This is a genomic window from Gelidibacter sp. (genome assembly GCF_039916245.1).
GTDB lineage: Bacteria > Bacteroidota > Bacteroidia > Flavobacteriales > Flavobacteriaceae > Gelidibacter.
Map to the genome: position 1 here is coordinate 1 of NZ_JBDSLS010000310.1, position 16593 is coordinate 16593.

The following is a 16593-nucleotide window of genomic DNA, read 5'->3' on the forward strand; positions in this document are numbered from 1 at the left end:
GATCTGGATACGCGGTATTCCTTGAGTCCGCAAGGTAATTGTTTGCCAATGGAACCTCCTGTAAATAAACTATAAGTATTGGCGTCAGTGCAGCCACAAACTGCATTGGCGCCAGTAATTGTAAGTAAGGAACAGCTGGTTTGTTCATGGTTGGGATCAGCAGCATCCCAAGCACGAAAGCCACTGCCAACATTCATAACGATGACCCCTTTATTTCCCTGATTGGCCACATAAACAGAATTACTGGTAAACTGCAGTTGACTGTATTGTGGTAAATTCATATTGAGTGTGACATTCACAGCGGCGTTGACCAGGAATTTGCAATTTGCATCGCTATTGTTTCTGCTACAGGTCGTTAAGAACATCAAGCTGATAATTAAAAAAAAGTGTTTCATCAGAAATAAATTGTATTGCAATTTACAACAATATCAAAGTTGACATAAATATTATGTATATTTGTTTTATATCTCGTGGAAGCGGGATTTTTTTATGCTGTTCTCCAAAACGGGGTTTCAGCATATTTTATATACAGTAAAACGAAGAAATTATGAGTAAAGTATCTTATTACACTGCAGAAGGTCTGAAAAAATTGAGAGAAGAACTCAATCATTTAAAAGATGTAGAACGTCCAAGAGCATCACGCGCAATTGGTGAGGCTAGGGATAAGGGAGATTTGAGTGAAAATGCCGAATACGACGCTGCTAAAGAGGCACAAGGCATGTTGGAGATGAAAATTTCTAAGCTTGAAGCCATGCTGTCGAGTGCGCGTTTGATTGACGAATCGCAATTGGATAGTACCAAAGCATTGGTGCTTTCGACCGTAAAAATAAAAAACCAAACCAACGGGATGGAAATGACCTACACCTTGGTAGCTGATCGTGAAGCTGACTTGGCGTCAGGCAAAATTTCGGTCAATTCGCCTATTGGAAAAGGTCTTTTGGGTAAAACGGTTGGAGAGGTTGCCGATATCCAGGTGCCAAATGGCATTCTGAAATTTGAGATTTTAGACATTTCAAGAGAATAACCCCTGCAAAGCATGGAAGCCTTTAGGTTCAGTGAATCTAATCTCTGTAGATGACCTTTAAAAATTATATAAACACAACATTCCTGTTAAGATCAATTCTAACAGGAATTTTCTTTTTATATTTATCCTAAGAGGATAGAATATAGATTTTAGAGGGTAGAAAGTGAGGGAGATTTTTTAAGAATTAAGAATTAAGATTTTCACTTAAACAACAAACAATAAACAACAAATGGCATCAATATTTACAAAAATAGTTAATGGTGAAATTCCATGTTACAAAGTTGCAGAAACGAAAGATTTTCTGGCGTTTTTAGATGTGAATCCCAATACACCTGGGCATACGCTTTGTATCCCTAAGATTGAAGTCGATCAACTTTTTGATTTGGATGAGAACACCTATGTCGGACTGATGGAGTTTTCAAGAAGCGTGGCTATTGCCATTAAAAAAGCAGTGCCTTGTTTACGTGTGGGGATGTCGGTTGTGGGATTGGAAGTGCCACATGTGCATGTGCATTTAATTCCGCTGCATACTATGGATGATATTCGTTTTACGAAGAAAGTTCAATTGGATAAGGGGGAGTTTGAAGCGCTAGCGAAAAGAATTTCCGACCGATTATAAATTCTAATTCTTAAAAACCTCTAGGACCAAAACTGCTGAGGTTATTGCTATACCGACCAATACTGCAATTAAAATCCACGACAGTGTTTTCAGTTTTAATGAAGCAGGTTTTGGAGGTGTTGCCCGTTGTTGATAGTCAAAAACCCGCTCAATATCGTCGGTCCATCGTACCGGAAAAATCATGGTTTTACAAGTGTTACAAAAAAGAGAGTGTGACGTTTCTTTTGAAATGGCTTTATAGAAGGAATTTTCAATAAACCGTTGTTTAAAGGTCAATTGCAAGCCGTCTTGGGAATAACATTCCGGACAATTATTATTTAATTCGACTTCGCGTAGAGTGAAAAACCTTGGATCCATGGGCCAAATTTACGGAATTAATTTTAATGAAATTTGCATGGTCGTTCCTTTGTTTATTTCTGAATGAAGGACTTTTATTTTGCCGTTATGATAATCTTCAACAATTCGTTTGGCGAGCGATAGTCCCAAGCCCCAACCTCGTTTTTTACTGGTAAACCCAGGTTCAAATATTTTGTGAAATAAACTTTTTGGAATGCCTTTACCGGAGTCGGTTACCGTGATTCTAACATCTTTTTCGTTTTCAATGATGCTTACTTTTAATCCGCCTTTTCCTTTCATGGAATCAATCGCATTTTTTACTAAGTTTTCAATGGTCCAACTGTAAAGTTGGGTGTTTAAATCGACATAAATGGGATGTTCTGGCGCTTCAATTTTAAAATCAATTAAGGTGCTGGAACGCGCTTTTAAATACTCGTAGGATTCCACTGTTTCTTTGACAATATCCGCTTTTATGAGCGTTGGAATGGAGCCGATTTTGCTGAAGCGTTCGGTAATGGTCTGCAGCCGTGAAATGTCTTTTTCAATTTCTAAAAGATAAGAAGGATTGACATCTTCAGAGCGTAAAATCTCGGTCCAGCCTATCAATGACGATAGTGGAGTGCCAATTTGATGTGCCGTTTCTTTGGCCATTCCGGTCCATAGTTTGTTTTGTTCTGCAATTTTGGAGCTGCGATAAAAGAAATAAACCACCGCGGCAAATAGCACAATAATGAGCAATAAGGCTAGCGGGTAATATTTCAGTTTATTAATTAATGGTGAGTTGCCATAGTAAATGGTATAATAGATTTCTTTGTTATAATAGACGTCAATAGGATTGTTTTCACTTTTAAATTTTTCAATGAGATACTTTACGGTAACAGGATTTTTAATGGCTTTTTCATCAATATTATTATAAGTTCCTAAACTTCCATCTTTATAAATAGCTAGCATAGGCGTCGTATGGTTGCTGCTTAAGATTTTCAGGGTCAGATCGACGTTTTCATCGGTTTCAGATTTGAGGAGTTCAGATTGCGCAAACGACCAATTTTGCATTTTGATGCGCTCTTCGGCTTTAAAATTTTGAAAAAAGATATAGGTGTTCCATAAAATTAGCGAGATGATAATAAAAGACGAGGCTATAATTGTCCACCGTAAAATATGTCGGTTCATAGTGTAAGACATCATTTGTAATTTTAAATATACTTAAAGAATTCGCCAAATAGAAAATCTTTAAACTAAAATTTATTAAGCGTAACTTACCTAATGCAATAATGTTCATATTATTGTTTGATTCTTGTTCTAAATCATTTTTGTAGGTTTGACAATATGGTTACATTTGCATTTAATAATTTTTTGAGATGGTAAGTTTTGATCCTAAAGATCTGTCTACAGGTAAATTACATGGCTATTTGCTGAGTGCTGTAGCACCGCGCCCGATTGCCTTTGCAAGTACTATGGATGTTGATGGGAATCCGAATTTATCGCCTTTTAGTTTTTTTAATGTGTTCAGTGCGAATCCGCCAATACTGATTTTTTCTCCTGCAAGACGGGTAAGAGACAACAGTGTAAAACACACTTTGGAAAACGTGGAAGCAACTAGGGAAGTAGTCATTAATATTGTGAATTATGATCTCGTTCATCAAGCCTCTTTAAGTAGCACAGAATACGAGAAAGGGATTAATGAATTTCATAAAGCTGGTTTGACCATGTTAAAATCAGATCTTATTAAGCCGTTTAGAGTTGCGGAATCGCCTATTCAAATGGAGTGTAAGGTCAATGAAATTATTAAATTAGGAACTGAAGGTGGTGCGGGAAACTTAATCATTTGCGAAGTCATAAAATTGCATATTTCTGAAGATGTTTTGGATAGTAATCAGGTCATCGACCAAGAAAAATTGGATTTGGTGGCAAGGGCTGGTGGCGATTTTTATAGTCGAGCAAAAACGGGCTTTTTCGAAGTTCCAAAGCCGTTACAAACACGAGGTATTGGTATTGATGCGATGCCTGATGCGATTAAAAATAGTATGATTTTTACGGGCAATGATTTAGGGATGTTAGGTAATATTGAAACCTTACCAACGGCCGAGACGGTTGCAGAATTTGTTAAAAATATGAGTGAGCATCATGCCGATATTAATGAGATGACACATCGCCAAAAACAAAAAATGGCCAGAAACTATCTGAGTTATGGAGATGTGGACAGTGCTTGGAAATTGCTGCTTTCGTAAAATAAGAAATGCGAAGAATTAGAAAATAGTAATAAGAATAGAAAATAGTAATATTAAATAATTAGTCAAATGGAAGTACAAGGAAAAGTCAAAATGATAGGAGAAACTCAAACTGTTGGAAGTGGTGGGTTCAGAAAAAGAGAGTTGGTAGTGACTACTGAAGAGCAATATCCGCAACATATTATGGTTGAGTTCGTACAGGATAAAACAGATTTGTTAAATAGCTATCACATTGGTCAAAATGTGAAAGTGAGCATCAATTTGAGAGGAAGAGAGTGGATCAATCCACAAGGCGAAACTAAATATTTTAACTCTATCCAAGGATGGCGAATTGAAAGTGCACAAGATGCTACTTCTGGTGGTGTGCCTCCAGCAGCTCCTGCACAACCGTTTGCCGCAGCAAGCGATTTAAACCAGGACGATCACGACGATCTACCATTTTAATTAGTCTTTCCGCGAAGGTGGAAATCTCATAAATTAACCTCAATGTGGCAAGCATTGGGGTTTTTTTGTCATATTCAGCCTTTAAAAATACACGAGAAATGTTTTTACTTACAGATAAGTTAGAGTTTCCAAACCAAAACCAAGCCACTTCAGAGGGTTTGTTGGCTGTAGGTGGCGACTTGTCTGCCGAGCGATTGCTTTTGGCCTATCAAAACGGCATTTTTCCATGGTTCAATAGCGATGAAGATTTGATTTTGTGGTGGACGCCAGATCCCAGATTTGTCTTATTTCCTGACCGATTAAAAGTCTCGAAAAGCATGGCTCAGGTACTTCGCAATAAAGATTTTACCGTTACGGTTAATAATGATTTCGAGTCTGTGATTGCCGAATGTTCCAGAGCAAAGCGATCAGGAGAGGCAGGTACGTGGATTACACAGGAGATGATCAAAGCCTACACCGAGCTTCATCAATTAGGATATGCGAAATCTGTGGAGGTGTGGCAAAATGAGAAACTGGTTGGTGGCTTTTATGGTATTGATTTGGGCAACGGCGTGTTTTGTGGCGAAAGTATGTTTGCCAAAGTCAGCAATGCGAGCAAGGTGGCTTTTATCAGTTTTATTCAACACACTCATTATAGAATTATCGATTGCCAAGTGTACACCAAGCATTTGGATAGTTTGGGTGCTGAGGAAATTCGACGTGATGAGTTTTTAAGTTATCTCCAAAAAAACTCCAAATTTTAAAAATCCAAATTTCAAATCCTGGCCAAATTGTTGGAATTTGGAATTTGATTTTTTGAGCATTGAGTTTCTTTAAACTTCATTATATCTAAAACAATCCACTTCATGGTCGTTAACCATACCTACAGCCTGCATATTGGCATAAATGACCGTTGATCCCACAAATTTAAAGCCTCGTTTTTTTAAATCTTTGCTGATGATATCACTTAGCGCAGTTGTTGGAGGGGCTTCTTTATAATTCTTGACCTTGTTTTTGATCGGTTTGCCATCTATAAATCCCCATAGATAATTGGAAAAGGAACCAAATTCCTCCTGAACTGTCATAAATGCTACGGCATTGTTAATTGCGGACTGAATTTTCAACTTATTTCTGATAATTCCTGCATCTTGAAGTAAACTGTCAATTTTATCTTGATTGTAGTGTGCTATCTTTTTATAATCAAACTGGTCAAAGGCTGCTTTGAAATTTTCACGCTTTCTTAAAATGGTAATCCAGCTTAACCCTGCCTGGAAGGTTTCTAAAAGTAAAAACTCGAAAAGTATAGCGTCATCTTTTACCGGAACACCCCATTCAATGTCGTGATATTGCTCATAAAGCGCATCACCTTTGCACCAACCACAGCGTTGTTTTTCCATTTTTTTAGAGGTATCAATTTGAACTACTAATGTAACAACTGTTACCCAATATCATCTAAAATTGGGTTAAATTTGCAGAAAATTATAATTATGCATACGATTACACACAACGAAATAAAAAGCATCATAAAAGAAGGCTTAAACAATAGTATGTCTTACCAAGATTACCGATTGTTAATGACGGAATTAGTGGCTACAAAATCCACTACAGGATTGGATAAAAGCGAAGAGATGGTGGCTTATACGGCGTTAAACGAGCAGCGGATGAAGCGTTGGGATAAGACCATCAAAGTATCGGCTGAAGCTCAGGAAAAAATTGCAGCATTTAAAGGCGATATTACTTGGTTACTGCTTACTGAAAGCTGGTGTGGCGATGCGGCACATGTTACTCCTGTAATCAATAAAGCTGCCGAGCTCAACCCAAATATTAAGCTGAGATTGGTATTGCGTGATGAAAATGATGCAATTATGCAGCAATTTTTGACCAATGGAGGAAAATCGATTCCGAAGTTGATCATGATTGATAATACGTCAGGTGAAGTTTTGAATACTTTTGGGCCCAGACCAAATGTTGCTACTTCGCTGGTTAAAGATTATATCACGAAACATGGTGCCGTAACCGATGAATTGAAGGAGAACTTGCAAATGTGGTACAATAAAGATAAAGGTCAAAGTACCATTGCCGATTTGTTGTTGCTTTTGGGAGTAGTTTAGAAAGATTTATTTCTTTCCTTTAAAATAATAGGTAATAGAACCTATTTGCTTGATTTTGGAAGCATCAGGACTAAATCGCGCCTCGTTGGCATATTGAAGGGCACTTTCAGTTAAACAAGCATTTTTTGAGTTGGAGGAGCTGTTGACGTAAGCCTCAGTGACTTCGCCTAAAGCATTTACGGAAATGTTGATCACGATTTTTCCACCTTCTTCACATAAGTAAACTGGCGGCGGTAAATATTTATCCTTGCGATTAACCAAGCTATAGGATACGCTACTATTGGTATTAACTGCAGAGTTGTTTGCTAAATTATTGGTGGAATTGTTGCCGTTTGATTTGGCTGCCTGTCGCTTTTCAGCAGATCGCATGGCAATTACATTATTGATTTTACTGTAGGAAGACAGTTCATTTTCATTTAACGAATAATCCTGAGCAGCCGGGGTATTTTGAACATCTGATACTTCTTCTGGAGTTTCAGTAACTTCGGTTTCTGTTTTTTTAGCGTTTTTGTCGAAATCATCAGAACTCACAGACTTGAAGTTCTTCATCATTTCTTTAAATTCATTCTCCGAATTATAGGCTTTATTGGTTTCTGAAATATTAGGGTCCGTCATGGCTAAAGCTTCTAATATTTTTTGTTCTTCAGGGGTTAAGGGCGGAGGCAATTCATAATAACTTTCAGTAACCATTTCCGCGTGCTTTTTGATGCTCACAGCAAACAGCGCAAGTACAAGTGTACCGCTGATTAATGCGGTAATGATAAAGGCCTTATGTTTTTCTACAAATTCCAAAAAAAATAGATTTCAATTAATTTCAATGCAATGTGCATGGATATATACGTCAAAGTAAGTAAAAAAGTTTAAAACAACATAAACTCTGGGGAGATAGATGCACTTGATTGATTTCTTCCTCCTTATAACCAAATCCTTTTCTACTGAAATTGGGTGTGTTAACGATGGAATTAAAGGGTTTGACCAGGAATAATTGTGAATTATTTTGGTTTTTGCATATTTAAATTTTTCGAAATATGAGAGAATCTTAGAAAGAGTTGGATGAAGTCATTATGAATAGCTATTTATGGAATGTTAATGCATTTTTGGTAAAATTTTCAAAAGCTTTTTTGGATCTTGTCGATTATCCCAAAAAGCAGAAATAATTATTTGGTCGTTCGTTACTTTGTAATAAATACTATAATTTCCTATTGAAGCTATTCTTACATTTTTAAAATCAGTCGCTTTGTAGATAAATGGTTTTTCAGCGATTTGCTCCGTTCTTTGGATAACTAATTTCAAAAGCTTCTTTGATTAGAAGTTCGATTCATTTCTCTTGACCCAATATTCCAAAATCCCGACCAACTGTATGTCGGCTGTTCTCGTCCAAACTACATTGCGTTTAGCCATTCAGTATTTCGTTTCTCCATAGCTTCTTGGGAAATCAATTTACCATTCTTGATATCCTCTTCGCTCATTTCCAACATGGTTTTTTGCTCGTCAGTTAACGCTACGATTTCTGATTCAGAAGTGCTTGAGGTAATTAATTTATCTATAGCTTTCAGAAGGTCTTTGTTCTTTACGGATAGAATTTTGTCTATTAATTGGTTTCTTATTTTATCAATAGCTTCCATTATTTATTCCTTTTATAATATTAAATATCCGAAATCTTGTTGATTTTTCCTAATGCCGCAGGACATAAATATATGCGTCTAACTAAGAGAAAAGCTTAAATAGTATGAGTTTTAGAAAGACTGAAACACTTGAAAGATTTTCTTTCTTTAGATAAAAGTAAAGTATTAAAAATTATTCTGAAGGAAGTGCTTTAATGAAATTTTCAATAGATACTGCATTCTCAACATCAAAATCGCCGATTTTAGTGCGTCGTAAAGCCGATAAATGAGCGCCAGAATGAAGTGCTTGCCCAAAATCATGGGCTAAGGATCTAATATAAGTGCCTTTGCTGCAAATCACTCTGAAATGAACTTCTAAGTTAACTATTCGTGTGATTTCAAACTCTGAAATATGCACTTGTCTGGACGGAATATCGACGGCTTCGCCAGCGCGTGCAAATTCGTACAGGCGTTTGCCATCTTTTTTAAGTGCTGAAAATACGGGTGGGAATTGTGAAATCTCGCCAATAAATTGTGCTGTTGCGTTGCGGATCAATTCGTCCGTAAGATGTTCGGTTGGGTAAGTTTGATCAATTTCAGTTTCAAGATCATAAGAAGGTGTCGTGCCTCCTAAAACAAAAGTACCTGTGTATTCCTTGATTTGCGCCTGAAAACTATCAATGTTTTTGGTCATTTTGCCCGTGCAAATCACTAATAAGCCTGATGCTAACGGATCTAAAGTTCCAGCATGTCCAACTTTAATCTTTTTGATTTTATGGGCGCGACGTATTTCCCAACGCAATTTGTTCACTGCTTGAAAAGAGGTCCAATGCAAAGGTTTGTCAATTAAGAGAACTTTTCCTTCCTGAAAATCTTCTGCTTTAATCATTGGTAGAGTGTTGTGTCATGGTTATTTCTGAAATATTTTGATTCTGAATTTCGTTATTTGGAACGTTCCAGAAATACACCAATAAAATGATGCCAATCACAATTCGGTACCAGCCCCAAGCTTTAAAACCAAATTTAGTTAGTACAGCAATGAAAAATTTGATAGCAATCATGGCAATAACAAATGCAACAACATTGCCTAGTAAAAACAGCATGATGTGATTTTGATCTTGTAAAATCATTTCGTAGCCTTTCATTTCATTTGTAGTTCCTTTTCCCCAAGTTTTTACAAATATGGAATACACGGTTACGGCTGCCATTGTTGGTACAGCTAAGAAAAACGAAAATTCGGCCGAAGCTTTTCTGCTCAATCCTTGCGACATTCCGCCAATAATTGATGCTGCCGAACGGCTTGTGCCAGGCATCATGGCTAAACATTGCCAAAAACCGATGACCAATGCTTTTTTAATAGGGATGTCTTTTTCGTCTAAAATTTTTGGATTCTGAAACCATTTATCTGCAAAGATCAATATGATGCCACCCAAAATCAATACGCTCGAAATGGCAATTTGATTTCCTAAAACCGATTCGATGGCATCATCAAATAAATAACCTAAAACCAATGCAGGAAGTACTGCAATAACTAATTTGAGATAAAAATTGAGATTGGAAAAATCGAAAAACTTCTTCCAGTATAAAACAACCACCGATAAAATGGCGCCAAACTGGATAGAAACCTGAAACATTTTTAAAAACTCCCCTTCAGGTAAACCCATTAAAGCTGCCGTAAAACCCATGTGCGCCGTAGAAGAAATAGGCAAATATTCGGTAAGACCTTCAATAATTGCCAAAATAATGGCGTCAAGTAAATTCATAGGTGGGTAAACTTTTAATATTCAAGGACCAAATTCCAGAAATCGGGAATGAGTGAGAGTTGGAATTTGGAATTTAAGATTTGGATTTCGCGTCCTTATTCGGGTTGAGTAAAATAGCATAGACTTGAACGCCAAAACCAATTAGCACTAAAGTTGGTGCTAAACGGATACGTCTCCAGCTAAAGATGTCCGGGTTGAATACATTCGGATCCTCACTACCACCACCGGACATTAATATGAATCCGAGTGCAATAATGCCCAAGCCAATAAGCATAAACATGTAATTTTTTCTTCCGAAAATGAAGTTGTTGTTAGCGCTTTCCTTACGTTTTTTTTCTCCCATGACAATTGAAATTTTCAATAGGTTGCAAATTAACGGATTTATTTAAACCTTTTTGTTAATAGTATCTAAATACTTCGGATTTGCTGAGGAATTTGAAAAAGCTAATAGCGTTTCGATTTAATTATTTCTCATGACTTGAAAGCCTATAGATGGTTGTTGAGAGATCCATCTAAAATCGTATAAAAACTAACGTAGCATATCCAATTTCATGGCGTCTCTTGCGTTAGACCTTGCGTTCTTTGCGGTTAAAGCATTAAGATTCTATTTAAACGCAAGGGCACAATGGTTTTTCGCAAAGGTCGCAAAGAGAAAATTAAATCAACATGAGATTTTAGCTTCGAATTTAATTCAATCCATATAATCAGTTTGTCTAATTGCGGTTGCTGAGCTTGTCGAAGCATTAATAATACAACGCATCAGTCTTCAAATTCAAGAAACGTTGTGTCGCAATAAAGGTGCTGACCCAAGTAATAAGAATTCCCAAAAGAAAAATGACCGCAAACAAACCGGCAATTAAAATGGGGTTGGCGAGTAATTCCAATTCCACAAAGCTTTGATCAAGATAATAGACTACAATGCCCATTCCAATAACAGCAATAATGGCGCCAATAATTCCCAATTTCACACTTTGAAATACAAAAGGTCTGCGTATAAATGTTTTGGTCGCACCCACCATTTGCATGGTTTTGATGATGAAACGTTTGGAATAAACTGCTAGTCGGATAGAACTGTTGATTAATAAAACGGCAATCAATGTGAAAATCCCACTAATGACCAATACCCAAAACGTGATTTTTTTAACGTTGTCATTCATTAATTCCACTAAATCATTGTCATAGCGAATTTCTTCAATAAACTTTTTATTGGACAATTCCTCGGTTATGGCGGCCAAGGTTTCAGTCGTCACGAAATCGGCTTTCAAATGCACGTCAATCGAATTCTGCAAGGGATTATAGCCGACAAAATCCATGAAATCCTCGCCAGTTTCCGCTTTCATTGATTCGGCTGCGGCTTCTTTTGATACATATTCGGTGCTTTTAGTGTATTCAGCCATGGCCAGACTTTTTTCTAGCTGGTTCACTTCAACTTCTTTTGCGGAATCGTTTAAATAAATAGTCACGACTACCTGTTCCTTGAAATGGTCGGCCACCTTTTTAGCATTTAAAACCAAAAGTCCCAAACAGCCCAATAAAAAAAGGACCAAAGCGATACTAATAACCACTGAAAAGTACGACGAAATTAATCTCCGTTTTTGATATCTGTCAAAAGATGAACTCATAAAATTTTAGTTGAAGCTGTAAAAATATGAAAGAAATCTATTCCCTTAGGGTTTACAACGTTTAAATTTCAATAGTGTTATAATAAGTTTAAATTTGCGGTCTGAATAATGTTCTCGCAAAGACGCTATGTTATTCTTCTTAAAATAAGCTTTGCGCCTCTGCGGCTCTGCGAGATATTAACGATACCAAGTTTTATGAATTACCATTTCAACGAGATAGAAAAAAAATGGCAAGACTATTGGGCCAAAAACCAAACGTTCAAAGCCGAAAATAATAGTACGCTACCAAAATATTATGTGCTCGATATGTTTCCTTACCCAAGTGGTGCAGGACTACATGTGGGACATCCGTTAGGCTATATTGCAAGCGATATTTATGCGCGCTACAAACGCCATAAAGGCTTTAACGTTTTGCACCCACAAGGTTATGACAGTTTTGGTTTGCCTGCGGAACAATATGCTATTCAAACGGGCCAACATCCAGCTTTGACTACGGAAGAAAATATTAAAACCTATCGCCGTCAGTTGGATCAAATTGGATTTTCATTTGATTGGAGCAGGGAAGTGCGTACTTCTGATCCGTCTTATTACAAATGGACCCAATGGATTTTCATCCAATTGTTTGAATCTTGGTATAATAACGATACGAATAAAGCAGAATCCATTGAAACTTTGACAGCTCTTTTTGCTTCAGAAGGCAATAAAAACGTCAATGCTGTTTGTGATGATCATATCGAAAGCTTTTCAGCATCCGATTGGAATGCGTTTTCTTCAGAAAAAAAACAAGAAATTCTTTTAAAATACAGACTGACCTATTTGGCGGAAACTGAAGTCAATTGGTGTCCAGCATTAGGAACCGTTTTGGCGAATGACGAGATTGTGAACGGTGTTTCAGAGCGTGGAGGTCATCCGGTGGTCAGAAAAAAAATGACCCAATGGAGCATGCGAATTTCTGCATATGCGGAGCGTTTGCTTCAAGGTTTGGATACTATCGATTGGACAGAATCTTTAAAAGAAAGTCAGCGCAACTGGATTGGAAAATCGGTTGGAGCTCATGTGGAGTTCAGAGTTCAGAGTTCAGAGTTCAGAGTTTCTGTGTTTACGACAAGACCTGACACCATTTTCGGTGTGTCGTTTATGACTTTAGCGCCAGAACATGACTTAGTATCTAAAATTACAACTTCTGAACAAAAACAAAAAGTAGAAGCCTACATTCAAGCCACTGCAAAACGTAGCGAACGCGACCGCATGTCCGACGTCAAAAAGATTTCTGGTGCATTTACTGGCGCTTATGCAGAACATCCTTTTACAAAAGAGGCAATTCCAATTTGGATTGGCGATTACGTATTGGCAGGTTACGGAACAGGCGCAGTGATGTCAGTTCCTTGTGGCGACCAACGCGATTATGACTTTGCAAAACACTTTAATATTCCGATTCCTAATATTTTTGAAGGAGTTGACATTTCAGAGGAAGCCTACGTTTCAAAAGATAATGTGATCATTGCGAACTCTGATTTTCTTAACGGATTAAGTTATAAAGAAGCTACCAAAAAAGTCATTTCAGAACTTGAAAAATTAAATCAAGGTGAAGGTAAAACCAATTACCGTTTGCGTGATGCTGTTTTTTCGCGCCAGCGTTATTGGGGCGAGCCATTCCCGGTTTATTATGTGAACGGCATGCCGCAAATGATTGATAAAAAACATTTGCCTATCCGCTTGCCAGAAGTCGAAAAATATTTGCCAACCGAAACCGGCGAGCCGCCTTTAGGCCGCGCCGATGTTTGGGCTTGGGACACAGAACAGTGTTCAGTGGTCAGTAATCAGTTGATTGATAATAAAACGGTCTTTGCCCTTGAATTAAACACCATGCCAGGTTGGGCAGGTAGTTCTTGGTATTTCTTCAGATATATGGACGCTCATAATGATGAGGCTTTTGCAAGTGAAGAATCTTTGAGTTATTGGAAAGACGTCGATTTATACATTGGCGGAAGTGAACATGCTACTGGCCATTTGCTTTATTCTCGATTTTGGGTCAAATTCCTAAAAGATAGAGGATTTGTAAGTATCGAAGAACCTTTTAAAAAGTTGATCAACCAAGGAATGATTTTGGGGACGAGTGCTTTGGTATATCGTATTGAAGGTACACAGAAGTTTGTGTCAAAAAATCTAATTGGAGATTATAAAGTCCAAGAAATTCATGTGGATGTGAATTTTGTGAATGCGTCTGATGAAATGGATATTGAAGCTTTTAAAGTATGGCGATCAGATTTTGAGTCTGCTGAGTTTATCTTAGAAGATGGTAAGTACATTGTAGGTCGTGAAGTCGATAAAATGTCGAAATCCAAATACAACGTCGTCAATCCAGATTCCATTTGTGAGCAATATGGCGCGGATAGTTTAAGACTTTATGAAATGTTCCTTGGGCCATTAGAACAAGCTAAACCTTGGAATACGGCAGGAATTACAGGCGTTAACGGTTTTCTTAAGAAACTTTGGAAATTGTATGTGGGAGATAACGGTTTAAATGTTACCGATTCGGAACCAACCCCAGATAATTTAAAAACACTTCATAAAACTATTAAAAAAGTTGAAGAAGACATTGAGAACTTCTCATTTAATACCTCAGTTTCTACATTTATGATCGCCGTCAACGAATTGACGGCTCAGAAATGTACGAGTAAGGCAATTTTGGAACCTTTCTTGGTTTTATTGTCGCCTTATGCACCACATATTACAGAAGAATTATGGAGCCAATTAGGACATGACGAATCTATTTCCCGGGCATCGTTCCCTGAATTTGATGCGAGTCATTTGGTAGAAAGTACTAAGAATTATCCAATTTCATTTAACGGGAAAATGAAATTTACCTTAGAGTTGCCGATGGATCTGAGTGCAGCTGAAATCGAAAAAGCTGTGATGGCTCACGAGAAAACCATGGCGCATTTGGAAGGGCGCACGCCTAAAAAGGTGATTATTGTGCCTGGTAAAATTGTGAATATTGTTGGGTAGAAAATCCTAAGAAATTCTCCTGCTTGGTGGTCATTGAGCCTGTCGAAATGAAGGAGGAGTGGCTTCTGTTTCCGAAAAGAAATAGAAGGCAAGGTGGTATATCTTTCGTTTCAGGCTTTGAAAGTCGACACTTTTAATAAGAAGAATCATCAAAACAACTGACAAAATTTCATAAGGTCAAATTGGCTTAGTTTTTGTTATATTAGATTGAATTTAAAATAAGAATAAACATGGGTGGAACAGGAATGATGGGTTATTGGATCTTGATTGGTGGTATTGCACTAGTCAGTTGGTTGGTAAGCAATCAATTAAAAAGCAAATTCAAAAAATACTCACAAGTCCATTTAAGAAATGGCATGAGCGGAAAGGAAATCGCTGAAAAAATGTTGGCCGATAATGGGATTCGTGATGTGGAAGTGATTTCCGTAAAAGGGCAATTGACGGACCATTACAATCCAAAAAATAAAACTGTTAACTTAAGTGAAGCTGTTTATGATCAGCGTAATGCGGCTGCGGCTGCAGTTGCTGCTCATGAATGTGGCCATGCCGTACAGCACGCGCAAGCTTATGCTGCTTTAAAAATGCGTTCAGCATTGGTGCCTGTGGTGAGTGTGACTTCAGGCATGTCACAATGGTTAGTGATTGGTGGTTTGGTTTTAGGTGCCGCTGCAGGTGCTGGATTTGGCTACTATATTGCTGTCGCAGGACTGGTATTTATGGGGTTTGCAACGGTGTTCAGCTTAATCACCTTACCTGTTGAATATGATGCCAGTAACAGGGCATTAGCTTGGTTAAAAGGCAAAAATATGCTGACTCCAGAAGAATATGCCGGATCAGAAGATGCGCTTAAATGGGCTGCCAGAACCTATTTGGTGGCTGCAATTGGTGCTTTAGCTTCTTTGCTATATTGGGCAATGCAAGTCTTTGGCGGAAGAGATTAATTTTATAATATTATATTAGAAAAGGACCGAACACAAATTTTTGTTGTTCGGTCAATTTATTCTTCTATTTTTAACCTTTAACTAAATGCCTTAATTTATGGAACAACCTACTGAAAACCATTTTAACAGTTTTGATGCAAAACTATTGGTGCAGGCCACGGATGCTGAGCGTGTGGATTTTTACAAAAAAACTTATGGACACGTCGCAGGAGGTGTTTTAATGTTCATCATTTTTGAATACTTGTTGCTGCAAAGTGAAACCATTGTCAGTTTTATGATGTCAATGACTCAAGGCTATAAATGGTTAATTATGTTAGGAGGCTTCATGTTCATTACCAGTTATGCAGAGCGAATGACCATGAAATCACAAGATAAGAACAAACAATATTTGGCTTTTGGATTATATGTTTTGGCCCAAGCCTTAATTTTTGTGCCTTTAATATACATTGCAGCATTTTATATGGATTCAGGTCCAGAGATCTTGAATCAAGCAGCTATTGTGACCTTAGCTTTGTTTACAGGTTTATCTGCCGTTGTATTTATGACTAAAAAGGATTTTTCATTCCTTAAAACAGGTTTGACCGTTGGCTTTTTTATCGCTATAGGATTAATTATTGCGGGAACCTTATTCGGATTTAACTTGGGTTTATGGTTCTCAGTCGGCATGTGTCTTTTGGCAGGTGGATCTATTTTGTACCAAACATCCAACTTGGTCAACAAATACTCAACAGATGATTATATTCCAGCCGCATTGGGTCTATTTGCTTCTTTAATGTTATTGTTCTGGTATGTCCTTCAAATTTTCATGTCGAGAGATTAATTTCATCAAAATCAAATAAACAAAAAACTCCTGAAATTTTCAGGAGTTTTTGTTTTAAATAGATACTTACTTTGCCAACGAAAGACTACCAAC

At 37.4% G+C, this 16593-nt stretch carries 20 protein-coding genes; 9 read left to right on the forward strand and 11 right to left on the reverse strand.

The window, feature by feature from the left end; translation table 11 throughout:
* The coding region (locus tag ABIQ28_RS15585; protein WP_348038981.1) for a hypothetical protein at positions 1-395 on the reverse strand (395 nt) is incomplete at its 3' end.
* 152 nt (positions 396-547) lie between these two features.
* Between ABIQ28_RS15585 and greA the strand changes: the two genes are divergently transcribed.
* Both greA and ABIQ28_RS15595 read left to right on the forward strand, forming a co-directional pair.
* Positions 548-1024 (forward strand): transcription elongation factor GreA, encoded by a 477-nt coding sequence (gene greA, locus ABIQ28_RS15590; RefSeq protein ID WP_348038983.1) that lies wholly within the window; start codon positions 548-550, stop codon positions 1022-1024.
* A gap of 229 nt (positions 1025-1253) precedes the next feature.
* Positions 1254-1643: an HIT family protein gene (locus tag ABIQ28_RS15595; RefSeq protein WP_348038985.1), complete on the forward strand. Its 390-nt coding sequence runs from the start codon at positions 1254-1256 to the stop codon at positions 1641-1643.
* Positions 1644-1646: 3 nt separating this feature from the next.
* On the opposite strand, the gene ABIQ28_RS15600 is transcribed toward ABIQ28_RS15595, so the two are convergent.
* Positions 1647-1826, reverse strand: coding sequence for a hypothetical protein (locus ABIQ28_RS15600; RefSeq protein ID WP_348038987.1), 180 nt, complete (start codon positions 1824-1826; stop codon positions 1647-1649).
* 183 nt (positions 1827-2009) lie between these two features.
* Complete coding sequence (locus tag ABIQ28_RS15605; RefSeq protein ID WP_348039049.1) at positions 2010-3161, reverse strand: HAMP domain-containing sensor histidine kinase; 1152 nt, start codon at positions 3159-3161, stop codon at positions 2010-2012.
* A gap of 176 nt (positions 3162-3337) precedes the next feature.
* Between ABIQ28_RS15605 and ABIQ28_RS15610 the strand changes: the two genes are divergently transcribed.
* The 3 genes from ABIQ28_RS15610 to aat all read left to right on the forward strand — a co-directional run bounded on the left by ABIQ28_RS15610 (position 3338) and on the right by aat (position 5394).
* On the forward strand, positions 3338-4207 hold the full coding sequence (locus ABIQ28_RS15610) for a flavin reductase family protein (RefSeq protein ID WP_348038989.1): 870 nt from the start codon (positions 3338-3340) through the stop codon (positions 4205-4207).
* A gap of 69 nt (positions 4208-4276) precedes the next feature.
* Positions 4277-4651, forward strand: a complete 375-nt coding sequence (locus tag ABIQ28_RS15615) for a DUF3127 domain-containing protein (RefSeq protein WP_348038991.1) — start codon at positions 4277-4279, stop codon at positions 4649-4651.
* Between the two features lie 98 nt (positions 4652-4749).
* Positions 4750-5394 (forward strand): leucyl/phenylalanyl-tRNA--protein transferase, encoded by a 645-nt coding sequence (gene aat / locus ABIQ28_RS15620; RefSeq protein WP_348038993.1) that lies wholly within the window; start codon positions 4750-4752, stop codon positions 5392-5394.
* Between the two features lie 69 nt (positions 5395-5463).
* On the opposite strand, the gene ABIQ28_RS15625 is transcribed toward aat, so the two are convergent.
* Entirely contained in the window at positions 5464-6027 is a 564-nt protein-coding gene (locus tag ABIQ28_RS15625; protein ID WP_348038995.1) for a DNA-3-methyladenine glycosylase I, read from the reverse strand.
* A 90-nt stretch (positions 6028-6117) separates the two neighbouring features.
* Here ABIQ28_RS15625 and ABIQ28_RS15630 point away from each other — a divergent pair, with 90 nt between their 5' ends.
* The gene (locus ABIQ28_RS15630; RefSeq protein WP_348038997.1) at positions 6118-6741 is read left to right on the forward strand and encodes a thioredoxin family protein; all 624 of its coding nucleotides are present in this window, start codon (positions 6118-6120) and stop codon (positions 6739-6741) included.
* A gap of 6 nt (positions 6742-6747) precedes the next feature.
* On the opposite strand, the gene ABIQ28_RS15635 is transcribed toward ABIQ28_RS15630, so the two are convergent.
* From ABIQ28_RS15635 to ABIQ28_RS15665, 7 genes are all read right to left on the reverse strand, one after another.
* On the reverse strand, positions 6748-7533 hold the full coding sequence (locus ABIQ28_RS15635) for a TonB family protein (protein WP_348038999.1): 786 nt from the start codon (positions 7531-7533) through the stop codon (positions 6748-6750).
* 294 nt (positions 7534-7827) lie between these two features.
* Positions 7828-8034, reverse strand: a complete 207-nt coding sequence (locus ABIQ28_RS15640; RefSeq protein WP_348039001.1) for a type II toxin-antitoxin system RelE/ParE family toxin — start codon at positions 8032-8034, stop codon at positions 7828-7830.
* Between the two features lie 89 nt (positions 8035-8123).
* On the reverse strand, positions 8124-8366 hold the full coding sequence (locus ABIQ28_RS15645; RefSeq protein WP_348039003.1) for a hypothetical protein: 243 nt from the start codon (positions 8364-8366) through the stop codon (positions 8124-8126).
* 172 nt (positions 8367-8538) lie between these two features.
* Entirely contained in the window at positions 8539-9234 is a 696-nt protein-coding gene (gene truB / locus ABIQ28_RS15650; protein ID WP_348039005.1) for a tRNA pseudouridine(55) synthase TruB, read from the reverse strand.
* The gene (locus tag ABIQ28_RS15655) at positions 9227-10108 is read right to left on the reverse strand and encodes an undecaprenyl-diphosphate phosphatase (RefSeq protein WP_348039007.1); all 882 of its coding nucleotides are present in this window, start codon (positions 10106-10108) and stop codon (positions 9227-9229) included. The genes truB and ABIQ28_RS15655 overlap by 8 nt, the downstream gene beginning before the upstream one ends.
* A 73-nt stretch (positions 10109-10181) precedes the next feature.
* Positions 10182-10451, reverse strand: a complete 270-nt coding sequence (locus ABIQ28_RS15660; RefSeq protein WP_348039009.1) for a DUF3098 domain-containing protein — start codon at positions 10449-10451, stop codon at positions 10182-10184.
* A 400-nt stretch (positions 10452-10851) separates the two neighbouring features.
* Positions 10852-11730 (reverse strand): permease-like cell division protein FtsX, encoded by an 879-nt coding sequence (locus tag ABIQ28_RS15665; protein ID WP_348039011.1) that lies wholly within the window; start codon positions 11728-11730, stop codon positions 10852-10854.
* Between the two features lie 195 nt (positions 11731-11925).
* On the opposite strand from ABIQ28_RS15665, the gene leuS reads away from it, so the two are divergent.
* The 3 genes from leuS to ABIQ28_RS15680 all read left to right on the forward strand — a co-directional run bounded on the left by leuS (position 11926) and on the right by ABIQ28_RS15680 (position 16500).
* Positions 11926-14739 (forward strand): leucine--tRNA ligase, encoded by a 2814-nt coding sequence (gene leuS, locus ABIQ28_RS15670; RefSeq protein WP_348039013.1) that lies wholly within the window; start codon positions 11926-11928, stop codon positions 14737-14739.
* A gap of 245 nt (positions 14740-14984) precedes the next feature.
* Positions 14985-15680, forward strand: a complete 696-nt coding sequence (locus ABIQ28_RS15675) for a zinc metallopeptidase (RefSeq protein WP_348039051.1) — start codon at positions 14985-14987, stop codon at positions 15678-15680.
* A gap of 97 nt (positions 15681-15777) precedes the next feature.
* Positions 15778-16500: a Bax inhibitor-1 family protein gene (locus ABIQ28_RS15680; RefSeq protein WP_348039015.1), complete on the forward strand. Its 723-nt coding sequence runs from the start codon at positions 15778-15780 to the stop codon at positions 16498-16500.
* Positions 16501-16593 lie beyond the last annotated feature (93 nt).

Coding starts and splice junctions, on each gene's coding strand:
- ABIQ28_RS15665 (WP_348039011.1), bottom strand. CDS start 11,730: ATGAGTTCATCTTTTGACAGATATCAAAAACGGAGATTAATTTCGTCG.
- ABIQ28_RS15675 (WP_348039051.1), top strand. CDS start 14,985: ATGATGGGTTATTGGATCTTGATTGGTGGTATTGCACTAGTCAGTTGG.
- leuS (WP_348039013.1), top strand. CDS start 11,926: ATGAATTACCATTTCAACGAGATAGAAAAAAAATGGCAAGACTATTGG.
- truB (WP_348039005.1), bottom strand. CDS start 9,234: ATGATTAAAGCAGAAGATTTTCAGGAAGGAAAAGTTCTCTTAATTGAC.
- ABIQ28_RS15625 (WP_348038995.1), bottom strand. CDS start 6,027: ATGGAAAAACAACGCTGTGGTTGGTGCAAAGGTGATGCGCTTTATGAG.
- ABIQ28_RS15605 (WP_348039049.1), bottom strand. CDS start 3,161: ATGTCTTACACTATGAACCGACATATTTTACGGTGGACAATTATAGCC.
- ABIQ28_RS15645 (WP_348039003.1), bottom strand. CDS start 8,366: ATGGAAGCTATTGATAAAATAAGAAACCAATTAATAGACAAAATTCTA.
- aat (WP_348038993.1), top strand. CDS start 4,750: ATGTTTTTACTTACAGATAAGTTAGAGTTTCCAAACCAAAACCAAGCC.
- ABIQ28_RS15630 (WP_348038997.1), top strand. CDS start 6,118: ATGCATACGATTACACACAACGAAATAAAAAGCATCATAAAAGAAGGC.
- ABIQ28_RS15655 (WP_348039007.1), bottom strand. CDS start 10,108: ATGAATTTACTTGACGCCATTATTTTGGCAATTATTGAAGGTCTTACC.
- ABIQ28_RS15680 (WP_348039015.1), top strand. CDS start 15,778: ATGGAACAACCTACTGAAAACCATTTTAACAGTTTTGATGCAAAACTA.
- ABIQ28_RS15610 (WP_348038989.1), top strand. CDS start 3,338: ATGGTAAGTTTTGATCCTAAAGATCTGTCTACAGGTAAATTACATGGC.
- ABIQ28_RS15600 (WP_348038987.1), bottom strand. CDS start 1,826: ATGATTTTTCCGGTACGATGGACCGACGATATTGAGCGGGTTTTTGAC.
- ABIQ28_RS15595 (WP_348038985.1), top strand. CDS start 1,254: ATGGCATCAATATTTACAAAAATAGTTAATGGTGAAATTCCATGTTAC.
- greA (WP_348038983.1), top strand. CDS start 548: ATGAGTAAAGTATCTTATTACACTGCAGAAGGTCTGAAAAAATTGAGA.
- ABIQ28_RS15660 (WP_348039009.1), bottom strand. CDS start 10,451: ATGGGAGAAAAAAAACGTAAGGAAAGCGCTAACAACAACTTCATTTTC.
- ABIQ28_RS15615 (WP_348038991.1), top strand. CDS start 4,277: ATGGAAGTACAAGGAAAAGTCAAAATGATAGGAGAAACTCAAACTGTT.